Below are 15,619 nucleotides of genomic sequence, written 5' to 3'. Positions count from 1 at the left end.
TGGCTATTTGAGTAGCGTTGCTTTAGTAATGACGATTTGCGTCTCAGGTACATCACGCATTCGACCTACTGTAGTGGTCGGCTGCTGTGCCATTTTTTCGATAACGTCGAATCCTTCAGTCACCTCACCAAATACCGCATAACCCGGTGGACGAGCACCATAGTTTAGGAAGTCATTGTCGACGAGGTTGACGAAGAATTGGCGAGTTGCAGAGTCTGGTGCATTAGTGCGTGCCATTGCGATGGTTGCGCGGTCATTGTTCAGACCATTATTTCCTTCGTTTTTGATTGGCGCGTATGTTTTTACCATCTGCATGTCTTGGTTAAAGCCGCCACCTTGTGCCATGAATCCTGGGATAATACGATGGAAAATCGTACCTTCGTAGCTGCCGTCTTCTACATATTTCAGAAAGTTAGCCACTGTGATTGGCGCTTTTTCTTCATTCAGCTCGACGGTAAATGAACCTAACGTTGTTTCAAACGCCACTTTTGGCCCTGCCCAAACACTGCAGCTAAGTAATGCTAAAGAAAGAATCGCTTTGCGTAACATTAGAAACGCTCCTGCATGTACTGACGAAGCTCTGGGTCGTTGGCAATTTCTTTAAGCGTTAACGTCACTACATCATTCAGTGTTTCTTCAATATCAGAATCTGAAGCACTTAAAGTGCCAGAGCGTTTTGCAGTACCTGTATAGGTTTTCACCAATTTGCCTTGTGGTGTTTCTGCTGTGATCTCTAGTATCACTTTGGCATCCATTTGGTTTTCCATCACGGAATGTTTGACGTTCACTAGCGCTTCTTGAACATTCAGTTCAATTGCGTTGTTGCTGTTTAAATCAGAGTGGAAACCTTGAGATGAGAACTGTTTCTCTAAAGCTTCTTCTAATGCAATGCGTAAGTTTTGTTTCGCATGAAGCGGTAGAATGTTTGAACGACCATTATCAACCAAAGCTACGTACTGCGCTGCGCGCACGTCTTTGCTGGTCAAGCTGTATGTTTTGCCTTGTACAATAGGATTGGTGCTCAAGGTGCTTTCAGGCATTAGGTTCAGTTGCGGTTGTTGTGGTGCTGAACATGCAGCAAGCAATGCAACCGAAGCCGCGAGTAACAGTTTTTTCATTTTATTGTTCCTTGTAAACATTTTGCTCGGAGAGCTCTATTGTTTTGCGCTTAATTTAGCAGGATTTTTTGTTGCCTGTAAAATCACGAACTTATTGTTAGAAGCGATGAGTTTCACATTCTTATCGCCAAACAGACGTTTCAACTTGGCATCGTAGCCGAGGTGACGGTTTCCTATGACGAGTAACTTGCCATTTTGGTTCAAAATTTGTTTTGCATCACAGAACATTTGCCATGCTATATGATCGGTAATGGCTTGTTGCTGATGGAACGGTGGGTTACACATGATTAAATCGCAACTGTCAGGTTTGAATCCATCCAAACAGTTATTGGCCACGCACTGAATGTCGCGACCTTCGCCTAAGTTATCCAATAAGTTCTGCTTGGCAGATTCAAGCGCCATGAAGCTTTCATCAACGCAAGTCAGTCTTACATTTGGATTGAGTTGACCTGCTTTTACCGATAAGACGCCGTTACCGCATCCCAAATCGATAATGTGGTTGATTGAGGCGTCTTGAGGAATATGTTGCAGCATAAAGCGCGCACCTAAATCTAAGCTTTCTCCTGAATAGACATTTGGCAGGTTTTTAAGCTGAATGTGTTCACCTTCGACACCCCAAGCCGTGATTGGATCTACTTCAATTCTTGGTTCTGCATTGGCCTGAGAAAAGACCAGTCGATGCTTTTTCCACGCCAGTGACGTTTTAGTCTCTCCAAGGTGTTTTTCGAACAATTTTAATGTAGACGTATGGATTTCTTTGGCTTTGTTTACAGCAATAACAGGGCAAGCGGTTGGAAGCATCTTGCGAAGTTGGCTCAAAATCCAAACAAGATGACGATTACTTTTAGGTAGCTGGACTAACACAAGATCTGTATTCGCAGGAATACTGTCCATTGTGGTCAGAAATGCCACTTTATTACATTGATTGTCTTCAAGATTTTTTTGAGCACCTTTGTGAGAGACGAAAGAATCGCTCATAAAAGTGACATGATGTTTTTCAGAAAACCAGCAAGCGAGGGCACCAAAGTTGTCATTGATAACAACGATGTTTTGATGGTCGGGTAATGCCATTTCTTCGACGTGATTGATCAGGTACTCATCACCCGCATCCCAAGCTTGAAGCGTTTCGTTAGAACGCTTAGGAAAACGATGAAGCGTGAGGCTTCTACCGTGAAGATTCAATTCGGTTTTCATAAGTAAACGTAGGTTGATTCAATAAACTAGTGATTATTGTCGCAAATGATGGCTTACGTAGATACAAAAAGCTGTCAAATTTTCTATTTAACTCGCCGAAATAGCGTAAAGTGGCAAGCTTGTGGCTCGTGCTTTAAACGCATCAGTGCTGAATGGGTTGAACCTTTGCCAGTATTAACGTGAAACAAAGTCGCAAAATGGAAAGAGTATCAAGTCTCCACCTCTTTAGGAGTTGGGTATATACTTATGGCATTTGCATCATTGAGGAAAGAATATGATCCAAGAAATCATAGAGAAAAAGTTACATAGTGAGCTGCAACCAAGCTACTTAAAAGTCATCAACGAAAGTTACATGCACAATGTGCCGCCTGGCTCGGAAAGTCACTTTAAAGTCATTGTTGTGAGTGACTTATTTGCCGGTCAGAGATTGATTGGCCGTCACCGTCAAGTTCATCAAATTCTTGCCGATGAGCTAGACAATCATATTCACGCGCTTGCGATCCATACTTACACAGAGGAAGAGTGGAAACGTGAGCAAAATGGTGCACCAGACAGTCCAATGTGTATGGGAGGAGGGCGTTAACCCCTTTCAACCCAGACGTTTTTAGAAAGATGGCTTAGGCCATCTTTTTTTGTTTTACATTTTGTGTGGGACAAAAATGTGGCACAAATGTTGGTTAAAAAATGTGTTAACAGCGTTTCAACAAATGAATATAAATTAAAGCATATTTCAGGCTGTGAATATTTCATTTCCATAAGATATGTGTGGAATATGTCATTTGTGCGTTCGGTCAAAGTTATGACTAATATTTGACCTTTTAGACCTGATTCTATCGAAATTACCCCTCTATTCTGATGATTGGTCATGGCATCAAGTTCCTAAAAAATGCTAGACTACCGCACCTGATAAATCTCTCATATTTCATGTGACGAGATTTTTAATAGGATGTTGCGATTTTGGTGTTTTAAACAACATCAAAACCGGACACTGATGTCGTGTCTAAAAGTTACGCAATCAAAAGAATCTTTTTCCCGATAAAAGTAGTGCAAGTGCGTATGATTACAATAAAGAAGGGCTTGGATCTTCCTATCGCAGGAACTCCATCCCAGGTGATTAATGATGGTAAGACCATCAAAAAAGTCGCCTTGCTTGGCGAAGAGTACGTTGGCATGCGTCCTACCATGCATGTCCGCGTTGGTGATGAAGTGAAAAAAGCGCAAATTCTTTTTGAAGACAAGAAGAACCCTGGCGTGAAATTTACTGCACCAGCAGCCGGTAAAGTGATCGAAGTTAACCGTGGCGCTAAACGTGTCCTTCAATCTGTAGTGATTGAAGTGGCAGGTGAAGAGCAGGTGACATTCGATAAGTTCGAAGCCGCTCAACTATCTGGTCTAGATCGCGAAGTGATCAAGACTCAACTGGTTGAATCTGGCCTTTGGACCGCTTTACGTACTCGTCCGTTTAGCAAGGTTCCAGCAATCGAGTCTGCTACTAAGGCTATTTTCGTAACTGCAATGGATACTAATCCTCTTGCAGCTAAGCCTGAGTTGATCATTAACGAACAACAAGAAGCATTCATTGCCGGTCTAGACATTCTTTCAGCCCTGACAGAAGGCAAGGTTTACGTATGTAAATCTGGCACTAGCTTGCCACGCTCTTCTCAGTCTAACGTAGAAGAACACGTCTTCGATGGCCCTCACCCAGCAGGTCTTGCTGGCACCCACATGCATTTCCTATACCCAGTAAATGCAGAAAACGTGGCTTGGAGCATCAACTACCAAGACGTTATCGCGTTCGGTAAGCTGTTCCTAACAGGTGAGCTATACACAGACCGTGTTATCTCTCTAGCGGGTCCAGTGGTGAATAACCCACGTCTGGTTCGTACCGTAATGGGTGCTAGCCTTGACGACCTAACAGATAGCGAACTGATGCCTGGCGAAGTTCGTGTGATCTCTGGCTCAGTACTAACTGGTACTCACGCTACAGGTCCACACGCGTACCTTGGCCGTTACCATCAGCAGGTTTCTGTATTACGCGAAGGCCGTGAAAAAGAACTGCTCGGCTGGGCTATGCCTGGTAAGAACAAGTTCTCAGTAACTCGCTCATTCCTTGGTCACCTATTCAAAGGTCAGTTGTTCAACATGACAACATCGACTAATGGTAGTGACCGTTCAATGGTTCCAATCGGCAGCTACGAACGCGTAATGCCATTAGATATGGAACCTACTTTGCTACTTCGCGATCTATGCGCGGGCGATAGTGACAGTGCTCAAGCACTGGGCGCTCTAGAGCTAGACGAAGAAGATTTGGCATTGTGTACCTTTGTTTGTCCTGGTAAGTACGAGTACGGTCAACTACTTCGTGAATGCCTAGATAAGATCGAGAAGGAAGGGTAATTTCCATGGCTCTTAAAAAGTTTCTTGAAGACATCGAGCATCACTTTGAGCCTGGTGGTAAACATGAAAAATGGTTTGCCCTGTACGAAGCTGTCGCTACAGTTTTCTACACGCCAGGTCTAGTAACAAAGAAAAGCTCACATGTTCGTGATAGCGTTGACCTAAAACGTATCATGATCATGGTTTGGTTTGCGGTATTCCCAGCAATGTTTTGGGGTATGTACAACGCAGGTGGCCAAGCTATTGCAGCTCTAAACCACATGTATGCTGGTGATCAACTAGCGACAGTTATCGCAGGTAACTGGCACTACTGGCTGACTGAGATGCTAGGCGGATCGATTTCTGCTGATGCAGGCGTCGGCAGTAAGATGCTACTAGGTGCGACGTACTTCCTACCAATCTACGCAACAGTATTCCTTGTTGGTGGTTTCTGGGAAGTGCTTTTCTGTATGGTGCGTAAGCACGAAGTTAACGAAGGTTTCTTTGTAACTTCTATTCTTTTCGCACTTATCGTTCCACCAACGCTACCTCTATGGCAAGCGGCACTAGGTATTACATTTGGTGTTGTTGTTGCTAAAGAGATCTTCGGTGGTACAGGTCGCAACTTCCTTAACCCTGCACTTGCAGGTCGTGCTTTCCTATTCTTTGCTTACCCAGCGCAAATCTCGGGTGACGTAGTTTGGACTGCAGCTGACGGCTTCTCTGGTGCAACTGCTCTTAGCCAATGGGCTCACGGCGGTAGCGGCGCGTTGATCAACAACATCACTGGCGCTCCTATCACTTGGATGGATGCTTTCATCGGCAACATTCCTGGTTCAATTGGTGAAGTATCGACTCTTGCTCTAATGATCGGTGCAGCGATGATCGTTTACATGCGAATCGCTTCATGGCGCATCATTGCGGGTGTAATGATCGGTATGATTGCAGTATCGACACTGTTTAACGTGGTCGGTTCTGACACCAACCCAATGTTCAACATGCCATGGCACTGGCACCTAGTTTTAGGTGGTTTTGCATTCGGTATGTTCTTCATGGCTACAGACCCAGTATCAGCTTCATTTACTAACAAAGGTAAATGGTGGTACGGCATCCTAATCGGTGCAATGTGTGTGATGATCCGTGTAGTTAACCCGGCGTACCCAGAAGGTATGATGCTGGCGATTCTATTCGCGAACCTATTCGCACCTCTGTTCGACCATGTAGTAATTGAGAAGAACATCAAGCGGAGACTAGCACGCTATGGCAAGTAATAACGACAGCATTAAAAAGACGCTGGGTGTTGTTATCGGGTTGAGCCTTGTTTGTTCAATCATCGTATCAACAGCAGCAGTAGGTCTGCGTGATAAGCAAAAAGCTAACGCTGTCCTAGATAAACAATCAAAGATTGTTGAAGTTGCTGGCATTGAAGCAAATGGTAAGAAAGTACCTGAGCTATATGCTGAATACATCGAGCCTCGCTTGGTTGATTTCGCAACAGGCGAATTCGTGGAAGAAGCGGCTGATGGTTCTAAAGCAGCTAACTACGATCAACGTAAAGCAGCGAAAGACAACGCGACGTCTATTAAGCTTACAGCTGAGCAAGACAAAGCTAAGATCATTCGTCGTGCTAACACGGGTATCGTATACCTAGTGAAAAACGGTGATGACGTTTCTAAAGTTATCATCCCAGTTCACGGTAACGGTCTATGGTCGATGATGTACGCATTCGTTGCAGTTGAAACTGACGGTAACACTGTGTCTGGTATCACTTACTACGAGCAAGGTGAAACTCCTGGACTTGGTGGTGAAGTTGAGAACCCATCATGGCGTGCTCAATGGGTTGGTAAGAAACTGTTCGACGAAAACCACAAACCAGCAATCAAGGTTGTTAAAGGTGGTGCGCCAGCAGGTTCTGAACACGGCGTTGATGGCCTATCTGGTGCGACACTAACTGGTAACGGTGTTCAAGGTACATTCGACTTCTGGTTAGGTGACATGGGCTTTGGTCCTTTCCTAGCAAAAGTTCGTGACGGAGGTCTGAACTAATGTCTAGCGCACAAAACATTAAAAAGAGCATTATGGCGCCGGTGTTGGATAACAACCCGATCGCGCTACAAGTTCTTGGTGTATGTTCTGCTCTTGCAGTAACAACTAAACTAGAAACGGCGTTTGTAATGACACTAGCGGTAACATTCGTAACTGCTCTGTCTAACTTCTCTGTTTCTCTGATCCGTAACCACATTCCTAACAGTGTGCGTATCATCGTTCAAATGGCGATCATCGCATCTCTAGTAATCGTGGTAGACCAGGTGCTAAAAGCTTACCTATACGATATCTCTAAACAGCTATCAGTATTCGTTGGCCTGATCATCACAAACTGTATCGTAATGGGTCGTGCTGAAGCATTCGCAATGAAGTCTGCGCCAGTACCTTCTCTAATCGACGGTATTGGTAACGGTCTAGGTTACGGTTTCGTTCTTATCACTGTTGGTTTCTTCCGAGAGCTATTCGGCTCAGGCAAACTATTTGGTATGGAAGTACTACCTCTAGTGAGCAACGGTGGTTGGTACCAGCCTAACGGTCTAATGCTACTAGCACCATCTGCATTCTTCCTAATCGGCTTCCTGATCTGGGTAATCCGTGTGTTTAAACCAGAACAAGTAGAAGCGAAGGAGTAAGGGCGTCATGGAACATTACATCAGTCTGTTAGTTAAATCGATTTTCATCGAGAACATGGCACTGTCTTTCTTCCTAGGTATGTGTACTTTCCTTGCCGTATCTAAGAAAGTTAAGACCTCTTTCGGTCTAGGTGTTGCAGTTGTGGTAGTTTTGACTATCGCTGTTCCTGTGAACAACCTAGTTTACAACCTAGTTCTGAAAGAAAATGCGTTAGTTGAGGGCGTGGACCTTAGCTTCCTAAACTTCATCACCTTTATCGGTGTAATTGCAGCACTTGTACAGATCCTAGAGATGGTTCTTGACCGTTTCTTCCCACCTTTGTACAACGCGCTAGGCATCTTCCTACCGTTGATCACAGTAAACTGTGCGATCTTCGGTGGTGTATCTTTCATGGTACAACGTGACTACAACTTTGCTGAATCTGTTGTTTACGGTTTCGGTTCTGGTGTGGGTTGGATGCTAGCAATTGTTGCTCTTGCAGGTATCCGTGAGAAGATGAAGTACTCTGACGTACCTCCAGGTCTACGTGGTCTTGGCATCACATTCATCACTGTAGGTCTTATGGCGTTAGGCTTTATGTCTTTCTCTGGTGTTCAACTGTAAGTCGGGTAAACCGCAACAATTAAGGAATAGTCAATGGACATTATTCTTGGTGTAGTGATGTTTACTCTGATCGTACTTGCGCTAGTACTAGTGATTCTTTTCGCTAAGTCTAAGCTTGTACCAACAGGTGACATTACAATTTCTGTGAACGGTGACGCTGATAAAGCGATCGTTACACAACCAGGCGGTAAGCTACTGAGTGCTCTAGCTGGTGCTGGCGTATTCGTATCTTCTGCTTGTGGTGGCGGTGGCTCTTGTGGTCAGTGTCGCGTAAAAGTTAAATCTGGCGGTGGCGACATCCTACCAACTGAGCTTGATCACATCACGAAAGGTGAAGCTCGTGAAGGTGAGCGTCTAGCGTGTCAGGTGGCAGTGAAGACTGACATGGACATCGAACTACCAGAAGAAATCTTCGGCGTTAAGAAGTGGGAATGTACGGTTATCTCTAACGATAACAAAGCGACATTCATCAAAGAGCTTAAGCTACAAATTCCAGATGGCGAATCAGTACCTTTCCGTGCTGGTGGTTACATCCAGATTGAAGCGCCAGCTCACCACGTTAAATACGCGGACTACGATATTCCTCAGGAATACCGTGAGGACTGGGAGAAGTTCAATCTTTTCCGTTACGAGTCTAAAGTTAATGAAGAAACAATTCGTGCATACTCAATGGCTAACTACCCTGAAGAGCACGGTATCATCATGCTTAACGTTCGTATCGCAACTCCGCCGCCGAACAACCCAGACGTACCACCGGGCATCATGTCTTCGTACATCTGGTCTTTGAAAGAAGGCGACAAGTGTACTATCTCTGGCCCATTTGGTGAGTTCTTCGCGAAAGACACTGACGCAGAAATGGTATTCATTGGTGGTGGTGCAGGTATGGCTCCAATGCGTTCTCATATCTTCGACCAGCTAAAACGTCTGCACTCTAAGCGCAAGATGTCATTCTGGTACGGTGCACGTTCTAAACGTGAAATGTTCTACGTTGAAGACTTCGATGGCCTAGCGGCTGAGAACGACAACTTCGTATGGCACTGTGCACTGTCAGATCCACTTCCAGAAGATAACTGGGATGGTTACACAGGCTTCATTCACAACGTTCTTTACGAGAACTACTTACGTGATCACGAAGCTCCAGAAGACTGTGAGTACTACATGTGTGGTCCACCTATGATGAACGCGGCTGTTATCGGCATGCTGAAAGACCTAGGTGTAGAGGATGAGAACATCCTACTAGATGACTTCGGTGGTTAATCCCTCCAAGTGATTGTATTTATGGCTAGCTCTCTAGGGGCTAGCCATTATTTTTTCTGAAATACAAAACCATATTCAACAGTTGCTATAGGAAATTGGATTGACGGACATGGTCCTATTTCCCATATCAATTCAACAACAATGGGAGTAAACAAGTGAAAAAGTGGCTTGTTGCATTCGCTTCTCTATTGATTTTGGCTGGTTGTGAACAGCCTGCTGATCAAATTCATCTAAGCGGTCCTACAATGGGGACTTCTTACAACATTAAATACATTGAGCAAGACGGCATTCCGACGCCGAAGGCTCTGCAAACGGAAATCGATCGACTGCTTGAAGAAGTCAACGATCAAATGTCGACTTACCGTGAAGACTCAGAGCTGAGTCGTTTTAACCAGCATCAAACAAGTGAGCCTTTCGAAGTGTCAGCGCAAACGGCAACCGTAGTAAAAGAAGCGGTTCGTCTCAATGGCCTAACTTTAGGTGCGCTTGATGTAACGGTTGGTCCTCTGGTTAACCTTTGGGGCTTTGGCCCAGAAGCTCGCCCTGACGTAGTGCCTTCTGATGAAGAGTTAGCGGCTCGTAAGGCAAACACTGGGATTCACCACCTGACCGTTGATGGCAATAAACTGTCAAAGGACATTCCTAATTTGTATGTTGATCTGTCAACGATTGCAAAAGGTTGGGGGGTTGATGTGGTTGCTGATTACCTACAATCGGTAGGGATCAAAAACTACATGGTCGAAGTTGGTGGCGAAATGCGTTTGAAAGGTATCAACCGAGAAGGTGTGCCATGGCGAATCGCGATTGAGAAACCAACGGTTGATGAGCGATCTATTCAAGAGATCATCGAACCAGGTGACATGGCAATTGCAACAAGTGGTGACTACCGTAATTACTTTGAGAGTAATGGTGTGCGATACTCTCACATTATCAATCCGCAAACAGGCAAACCAATCCATCATAAAGTTGTGTCTGTGACAGTATTGGATAAATCGTCGATGACTGCTGACGGTCTAGCAACGGGTCTTATGGTGCTAGGCGAAGAAAAAGGCATGGAAATCGCGAACGAAAATAACATTCCTGTTTTCATGATTGTGAAAACGGAAGATGGTTTTAAAGAGCTGGCTTCGGAAGCATACAAGCCATTCATGAACAAATAACATCAGAAGTGAGCATGTTCTTATGAGTACATTTCTAATTACATTTGCAGTGTTTGTTGCGGTGATCGCAGCGATGGCCGTTGGCTACATCTTCCAGAAGAAAGTAGTGAAAGGCAGCTGTGGTGGCCTTGGCGCAGTCGGCATAGAGAAAGTATGTAACTGCCCAGAGCCATGTGACGCGCGCAAGAAGCGTGAAGCTCGCGAAGCTGCTCGTGCTGAAAAGCTAGCTGCGTGGGAAAAAGACCGTATCGCGTAAACGCGCAAGCATAGAGTGCTTATCATTTTTCTATAACCCAGCTTCGGCTGGGTTATTTTTTGCGTGTATCAAAGCGCCGTGCTTTCTACATAGAGAGTGAAATATTAGTACTTTCACGGGCGCATAATTGGGTGAGGTATATACTCAAATAAAGGTTCATTCGAGTCGGAGGACACAATGGAATTACATCAACATGGCATGGCTGATCTTTTCAATCAGCTCGGGTTAGGGAGCTCTTCCAAAGAAATTAAAGATTTCGTCAATACGCATCGACATAAACGTGAATCAGCACCTTTACACGAAGCGAGTTTCTGGACACATTCTCAGGCCGCATTTTTAAAACAAGCTATTGAAGAAGATGCTGATTGGGCTGAGCTTGTGGATCAGCTCGATGTAATGTTGCGTGATTGAACCGCGATAAAAAAAGATAATTCAACCCTTTAGAAACTTGGCAATATGTTCTTTGAGCGGTGGTTTTAATCTTTCATTTTCTTGCTTCGTTAATTGAATTATACTGTATTTTTAACCAGTATTTTGTCGGGTATGTCAGAGCGAATCAGAAAGATTATTCATGTCGATATGGATTGTTTTTATGCTGCCGTCGAGATGCGAGATAACCCAAATTATCGAGATATAGCGCTTGCGGTTGGCGGGCATGAAAAACAGCGCGGCGTCATTAGCACGTGTAACTACGAAGCACGCAAGTTTGGCGTACGTAGTGCCATGCCTACCGCTCGTGCGTTGCAGCTTTGCCCGCATTTGCTCGTTGTTCCCGGTCGAATGCATGTCTACAAACAAGTCTCACTGCAAATTCGAGCTATCTTCGAACGTTATACTTCCTTAATTGAACCTCTTTCTCTTGATGAGGCCTACCTAGATGTTACCGATGCGACAGCGTGCAGGGGCTCAGCAACCCTGATTGCGGAGTCTATCCGTAATGATATTCGAAACGAGTTGGGCCTGACGGCATCAGCTGGAATCGCGCCGATTAAGTTTCTCGCTAAAGTTGCTTCGGATATGAATAAACCCAATGGACAGTTTGTTATTCCTCCTGAGAAAGTTCAAGAAGTGGTCGATAAGCTACCACTAGAAAAAATCCCTGGAGTTGGTAAGGTCAGTCTAGAAAAGTTACATCAAGCGGGCTTTTATCTGTGTGAAGACATTAAAAATAGCGACTATCGAGAACTGTTACGCCAATTCGGTCGCCAAGGCGCATCATTGTGGAAACGCAGTCACGGTATCGATGATCGAGAAGTTGTAGTCGAGCGTGAGAGAAAGTCGGTTGGTGTTGAGCGAACGTTTAGCCAAAACATCTCTACTTATGATGAGTGCTGGCAAGTGATCGAAGAGAAACTATATCCTGAACTGGAAAAGCGACTGGAGCGTGCCAGTCCAGATAAATCGATCATTAAGCAAGGCATTAAGGTAAAGTTCGCGGACTTCCAGCTCACTACCATTGAACACATTCATCCTCAGTTAGAACTTGAGGACTTTAAGTTGTTGCTAAAAGACATTCTAAAGCGTCAAAATGGTCGTGAAATTCGCCTCTTAGGCTTGAGCGTTATGCTCAAGCCAGAAGAGCAAGCTCGCCAACTCAGCTTCTTTTAATCTATTCCCGCACACTTTCAACTAATTGTAGTACCTGTTCGAAGGACACATTAGCCAATGCACCATACCCAGATAGCTTTGAGGCTTTAAGTTGGCTGATCAACGGCGTGCTGATGCCACATAAGAATCGGGCGATGGCTTCGTTACTGATTGCAGAAGGGGAAAGTTGGACAAACTCTGCAATCCAAGCGGAGGCGACTGCTGGTTCAGGTTGATCGTAAATCCGAGGTGGGAACACTGCTCTCTGTCCTCGACACACAGAACAATGACCGCAGTGAGCAGGGGCATTGTGGTCGGCAAAGTAACTGGCTAATTGATGACTTAAACAATCTGACGATTGGAATAACCCCAACATGGCGTGAATTCGGTCGATGTCTTTGCGCTCTTTAGACTGGAATAGCTCGTACAGATGCTGCGTGATGTCTTCGATATTCTGTGTTTCGGGCAAGACGGAATACACATCGGTTAGCTGCTTGCTTTCCAGTTCAACCCAACCATTCTGATGAAAGTAATCCAGAGCAGCGACAACGCGGCTACGTTCCGAGTGATAATGCATCCAAAGAGCATCGAGATCGACTTGGCACCATACTTTCGCTTTGGTCGAACAAGTGAAAATGGCTTCTACAAACTCGCGTCGTTCTCCTTGGAATTGGTTAACGATGAATTGCTGATCTTGTAGGAATTTGAATCGATATTCGGCAAAGTAGCTAAACTTAGCTTCGATCACTTTCGCAAGCTCTAAATACACCAACAGTGTCTTGAGTGGTAACTGGCGGATATTGCTCTCGCGAGACAAACGTAGTGGCACGACTTCCCACTGAGGTTGGTGCTCTTTTATTTGACCCAATACATAACTAATCGAAGAGTGCTCAGGCGTGTCGCCAAACACAAAGTTTTCTAATACAGTTAGCCCAGAAGTATTGCCAAGCAGAATGCATTCAGAGCGTTGTCCGTCGCGTCCTGCTCGACCTATTTCTTGTGCATAGTTTTCAATGGATTTAGGTAGATCAAAGTGAATTACTCGGCGAATATCGGATTTGTCGACACCCATCCCAAAGGCAATCGTGGCCACAATGCAGTCAATTTGGCCCGCCATAAATTGCTGTTGTATTTGCTCACGAACTTCACTTTTCATTCCCGCGTGATACGCATGAACGTTAACGCCAATGTGGATCAATGATTTAGCCACTTGCTCTGCAGTTTGCTGTTGCGTTACGTAAACGATGGTTGGCAGTTTAGGGGCTGCGGCGACAATCGTCTTGAGTTGCGTTTGCTTTTCGGACTCTCCGCAAGGGATGACTGAAATATCGAGGTTCGAACGGTAAAAGCCAGTTACAGTAATGTGGTCACTCGCAATATCGAATTTATTTTTCATGTCCTCAATAACGGCAGGTGTTGCTGTGGCGGTCAGCAACAAGGTTTGGGGAATATTCAGTTCTCGCTGATATTGCGGCAACTTGAGGTAATCCGGACGGAAGTTATGTCCCCACTCAGAGATACAGTGCGCTTCATCGACTACCATCAAAGAGATTGGCACTTGACGAATGAACTCGCGAAAGCGCTCGTTTTTGAGGCGTTCGACAGAAATCATCAAAATTTTGATTTCACCGTTTTTGACTCCAACCATTACGCATTGCGCTTCTTCTCTGCTTTGGCTGCTATCGATAGAAGCGGCGGCGATCCCTTTGCTTTGCAAAAAGCTCAGCTGATCTTTCATTAGTGCCAGTAATGGCGAGATCACTAAAGTGAGGTTTGGCAGCATGGTGGCGGGGAGTTGATAACAAAGAGATTTGCCCGAGCCCGTTGGAAATATTGCTGCTGCAGAGTAACCATTCATGACCGATTCAATAACTGGTTGTTGGCCTTGGCGTAATGAGTCAAAACCAAACACGGATTGAAGCGTTTGTAGTAACTGGGTACTTTGCATGTTAGGGAAACCTTTCTTCGGTGATAGACTAGGGTACATTAACATATCCTGCCTACTGAGCGCGCCTTCAAAAAGTATGAACAAAGCTGAGTTAATCCAAATCATCATTTATCAATTGGAAGAAAAACTTCGAATTGCACACGCTTCCACCCAAAGAGCCATCGATGCCGCAACGGACGAAGAAACAGTGCCCGAGCATAAGTACGACACGCTTGCATTAGAGGCTTCCTATCTTGCTCACGGCCAAGCAATGCGAGTACAAGAGAGTGAGGACGAATTGCGTCAGTATCGCTCAATGGTTATTCGCGACTTTACGGATGCGCCAATAGGTGTAGGCGCGTATGTGGTTCTCGTCGATGAGAACAATATCGAAAAACGCTTTTTCATCGGTCCGTGCTCTGGTGGACTAACGGTGGCTTGGCAAGATCAGGAAGTCTTTGTCTTAACAGCGAAATCACCATTGGGACGAGCGTTACTTGGCAAAGAGGAAGGCGAAGAGTTTGAGATGAAAATTGGCGATAAAACAACTTGTTACGAAGTCGTGACGGTGTTCTGACATCAAATGTATAACTGAGTGTTATGTTTAAGAGAAGTTATTTTGAAGATAAGAGAATGACATGAAGAAACTTTTTACACTTTCATTGCTGATGGTTAGTGCAACAGGCTATGCAGCGCAATGTCGTGTGGACATCCATAATGAAGTTCGTATGGATGGACAGAGTTTGGAAATTCGCCAGACTTCTGGTGATAAAGCCGTCGTGGACGAAGACAACAACTTGTTCATCAAAGGTGAGTTGATTGAACTCGATGCGGAGCAGAAAGCCGCGATTGAAGCATATCGCGAAAAAATGAATGCCTATATCCCTCAAGCTAAGCAGCTAGCGAGTGATGGCTTGGAACTCGCCAATGACATCATTGATGATGTGGCAGCGAGTTTGGATGCGCCGGGCGCGTTTGATAACGTAAAAGTTGCAGTTAAAGACTTCTTTGCTGATGTGCAATCTCGTTATTACAAAGATGGTGATTTTATTTTGCCTGCAGATAGCTTTGAATCGATGACGCAGGGCTGGACGAAAGATTTTGAAAAAGCGCAGGAGATTTTTAATAAAGAGTTTCTGGCTAGCGCGTTCGATGCTTTATCGAAAAAAATGAAAGAAGAGGGTGGTTTAAACCTGACAGCACTCTCTGAAAGCATGGCAGAATTAAGTGCGAAAGTTGAGCAGCGTTTGGCTGAACATTCGAAAGAGGTGGAGCAACAAGCGGAAGACTTATGTGAATCTCTGGACAATATGGCAGGGCAAGAAGACGATTTGTTGAAGAAAATTCCTGAGTTGAAAGACTATCGAGTCTTTACCATTTGATGAATCGCTTCGCGTAGAAACAACATCTAAAAATACAAAGCAAGAGAGCGCCGTTTGGTGCTCTCTTTTCGTTTTAGTGG

17 protein-coding genes are annotated in these 15,619 nt (G+C 44.8%); 13 read left to right on the top strand and 4 right to left on the bottom strand.

Going from position 1 to position 15,619, the window contains the following annotated elements; translation table 11 throughout:
• Positions 1-3: 3 nt before the first annotated feature.
• Genes ACF8OV_RS01295 through ACF8OV_RS01285 form a run of 3 tightly spaced genes read right to left on the bottom strand, consistent with a single transcriptional unit; the run spans position 4 to position 2,312 of the window.
• Positions 4-549 (bottom strand): peptidylprolyl isomerase, encoded by a 546-nt coding sequence (locus ACF8OV_RS01295; protein ID WP_005456634.1) that lies wholly within the window; start codon positions 547-549, stop codon positions 4-6.
• Positions 549-1,118, bottom strand: coding sequence for a YajG family lipoprotein (locus tag ACF8OV_RS01290; RefSeq protein WP_005456550.1), 570 nt, complete (start codon positions 1,116-1,118; stop codon positions 549-551). Before ACF8OV_RS01290 ends, ACF8OV_RS01295 begins: the two co-directional genes overlap by 1 nt.
• Before the next feature lie 36 nt (positions 1,119-1,154).
• Complete coding sequence (locus ACF8OV_RS01285) at positions 1,155-2,312, bottom strand: methyltransferase (protein ID WP_029835293.1); 1,158 nt, start codon at positions 2,310-2,312, stop codon at positions 1,155-1,157.
• Between the two features lie 274 nt (positions 2,313-2,586).
• Here ACF8OV_RS01285 and bolA point away from each other — a divergent pair, with 274 nt between their 5' ends.
• From bolA to dinB, 11 genes are all read left to right on the top strand, one after another.
• Positions 2,587-2,895, top strand: a complete 309-nt coding sequence (gene bolA, locus ACF8OV_RS01280) for a transcriptional regulator BolA (RefSeq protein WP_005456570.1) — start codon at positions 2,587-2,589, stop codon at positions 2,893-2,895.
• A 473-nt stretch (positions 2,896-3,368) separates the two neighbouring features.
• Entirely contained in the window at positions 3,369-4,709 is a 1,341-nt protein-coding gene (locus tag ACF8OV_RS01275; RefSeq protein WP_005494215.1) for a Na(+)-translocating NADH-quinone reductase subunit A, read from the top strand.
• 5 nt (positions 4,710-4,714) lie between these two features.
• Positions 4,715-5,959 carry an NADH:ubiquinone reductase (Na(+)-transporting) subunit B gene (locus ACF8OV_RS01270; RefSeq protein WP_005456580.1) on the top strand — a complete coding sequence of 415 codons (1,245 nt, stop codon included), beginning with the start codon at positions 4,715-4,717 and terminating at the stop codon, positions 5,957-5,959.
• Complete coding sequence (locus ACF8OV_RS01265) at positions 5,949-6,734, top strand: Na(+)-translocating NADH-quinone reductase subunit C (RefSeq protein ID WP_005456526.1); 786 nt, start codon at positions 5,949-5,951, stop codon at positions 6,732-6,734. Before ACF8OV_RS01270 ends, ACF8OV_RS01265 begins: the two co-directional genes overlap by 11 nt.
• Positions 6,734-7,366 carry an NADH:ubiquinone reductase (Na(+)-transporting) subunit D gene (locus ACF8OV_RS01260; protein WP_005456515.1) on the top strand — a complete coding sequence of 211 codons (633 nt, stop codon included), beginning with the start codon at positions 6,734-6,736 and terminating at the stop codon, positions 7,364-7,366. The genes ACF8OV_RS01265 and ACF8OV_RS01260 overlap by 1 nt, the downstream gene beginning before the upstream one ends.
• A gap of 7 nt (positions 7,367-7,373) precedes the next feature.
• On the top strand, positions 7,374-7,970 hold the full coding sequence (gene nqrE / locus ACF8OV_RS01255; RefSeq protein ID WP_005436652.1) for an NADH:ubiquinone reductase (Na(+)-transporting) subunit E: 597 nt from the start codon (positions 7,374-7,376) through the stop codon (positions 7,968-7,970).
• 33 nt (positions 7,971-8,003) lie between these two features.
• Positions 8,004-9,227 (top strand): NADH:ubiquinone reductase (Na(+)-transporting) subunit F, encoded by a 1,224-nt coding sequence (gene nqrF, locus ACF8OV_RS01250; protein ID WP_005456545.1) that lies wholly within the window; start codon positions 8,004-8,006, stop codon positions 9,225-9,227.
• A gap of 155 nt (positions 9,228-9,382) precedes the next feature.
• Positions 9,383-10,387 carry an FAD:protein FMN transferase gene (locus tag ACF8OV_RS01245; RefSeq protein ID WP_005494217.1) on the top strand — a complete coding sequence of 335 codons (1,005 nt, stop codon included), beginning with the start codon at positions 9,383-9,385 and terminating at the stop codon, positions 10,385-10,387.
• A 22-nt stretch (positions 10,388-10,409) separates the two neighbouring features.
• Positions 10,410-10,643, top strand: coding sequence for a (Na+)-NQR maturation NqrM (gene nqrM, locus ACF8OV_RS01240; RefSeq protein WP_005436655.1), 234 nt, complete (start codon positions 10,410-10,412; stop codon positions 10,641-10,643).
• Between the two features lie 177 nt (positions 10,644-10,820).
• On the top strand, positions 10,821-11,054 hold the full coding sequence (locus ACF8OV_RS01235; RefSeq protein ID WP_020841183.1) for a DUF2789 domain-containing protein: 234 nt from the start codon (positions 10,821-10,823) through the stop codon (positions 11,052-11,054).
• Between the two features lie 132 nt (positions 11,055-11,186).
• Entirely contained in the window at positions 11,187-12,251 is a 1,065-nt protein-coding gene (gene dinB, locus ACF8OV_RS01230; protein WP_020841182.1) for a DNA polymerase IV, read from the top strand.
• 1 nt (position 12,252) lies between these two features.
• Here the strand turns inward: dinB and ACF8OV_RS01225 are convergent, their stop codons facing one another.
• Positions 12,253-14,178, bottom strand: a complete 1,926-nt coding sequence (locus ACF8OV_RS01225) for an ATP-dependent DNA helicase RecQ (protein WP_169566833.1) — start codon at positions 14,176-14,178, stop codon at positions 12,253-12,255.
• A gap of 76 nt (positions 14,179-14,254) precedes the next feature.
• On the opposite strand from ACF8OV_RS01225, the gene ACF8OV_RS01220 reads away from it, so the two are divergent.
• Entirely contained in the window at positions 14,255-14,734 is a 480-nt protein-coding gene (locus ACF8OV_RS01220; protein WP_025629963.1) for a GreA/GreB family elongation factor, read from the top strand.
• A gap of 61 nt (positions 14,735-14,795) precedes the next feature.
• Positions 14,796-15,539: a YggN family protein gene (locus tag ACF8OV_RS01215; protein WP_021449939.1), complete on the top strand. Its 744-nt coding sequence runs from the start codon at positions 14,796-14,798 to the stop codon at positions 15,537-15,539.
• Positions 15,540-15,619 lie beyond the last annotated feature (80 nt).

This window comes from Vibrio sp. GLN_1 (genome assembly GCF_043106015.1).
GTDB lineage: Bacteria > Pseudomonadota > Gammaproteobacteria > Enterobacterales > Vibrionaceae > Vibrio > Vibrio parahaemolyticus.
Note: the sequence above shows the minus strand (reverse complement) of the source record. Positions and strands in the feature narration are given on the sequence as shown.

Excerpts from the sequence above, each read along its gene's own strand:
- ACF8OV_RS01270 (WP_005456580.1), top strand. The coding sequence starts at position 4,715 with ATGGCTCTTAAAAAGTTTCTTGAAGACATCGAGCATCACTTTGAGCCT.
- ACF8OV_RS01290 (WP_005456550.1), bottom strand. The coding sequence starts at position 1,118 with ATGAAAAAACTGTTACTCGCGGCTTCGGTTGCATTGCTTGCTGCATGT.
- ACF8OV_RS01225 (WP_169566833.1), bottom strand. The coding sequence starts at position 14,178 with ATGCAAAGTACCCAGTTACTACAAACGCTTCAATCCGTGTTTGGTTTT.
- ACF8OV_RS01285 (WP_029835293.1), bottom strand. The coding sequence starts at position 2,312 with ATGAAAACCGAATTGAATCTTCACGGTAGAAGCCTCACGCTTCATCGT.
- bolA (WP_005456570.1), top strand. The coding sequence starts at position 2,587 with ATGATCCAAGAAATCATAGAGAAAAAGTTACATAGTGAGCTGCAACCA.
- nqrE (WP_005436652.1), top strand. The coding sequence starts at position 7,374 with ATGGAACATTACATCAGTCTGTTAGTTAAATCGATTTTCATCGAGAAC.
- nqrF (WP_005456545.1), top strand. The coding sequence starts at position 8,004 with ATGGACATTATTCTTGGTGTAGTGATGTTTACTCTGATCGTACTTGCG.
- dinB (WP_020841182.1), top strand. The coding sequence starts at position 11,187 with ATGTCAGAGCGAATCAGAAAGATTATTCATGTCGATATGGATTGTTTT.
- nqrM (WP_005436655.1), top strand. The coding sequence starts at position 10,410 with ATGAGTACATTTCTAATTACATTTGCAGTGTTTGTTGCGGTGATCGCA.
- ACF8OV_RS01275 (WP_005494215.1), top strand. The coding sequence starts at position 3,369 with ATGATTACAATAAAGAAGGGCTTGGATCTTCCTATCGCAGGAACTCCA.
- ACF8OV_RS01260 (WP_005456515.1), top strand. The coding sequence starts at position 6,734 with ATGTCTAGCGCACAAAACATTAAAAAGAGCATTATGGCGCCGGTGTTG.
- ACF8OV_RS01220 (WP_025629963.1), top strand. The coding sequence starts at position 14,255 with ATGAACAAAGCTGAGTTAATCCAAATCATCATTTATCAATTGGAAGAA.
- ACF8OV_RS01215 (WP_021449939.1), top strand. The coding sequence starts at position 14,796 with ATGAAGAAACTTTTTACACTTTCATTGCTGATGGTTAGTGCAACAGGC.
- ACF8OV_RS01295 (WP_005456634.1), bottom strand. The coding sequence starts at position 549 with ATGTTACGCAAAGCGATTCTTTCTTTAGCATTACTTAGCTGCAGTGTT.
- ACF8OV_RS01265 (WP_005456526.1), top strand. The coding sequence starts at position 5,949 with ATGGCAAGTAATAACGACAGCATTAAAAAGACGCTGGGTGTTGTTATC.
- ACF8OV_RS01235 (WP_020841183.1), top strand. The coding sequence starts at position 10,821 with ATGGAATTACATCAACATGGCATGGCTGATCTTTTCAATCAGCTCGGG.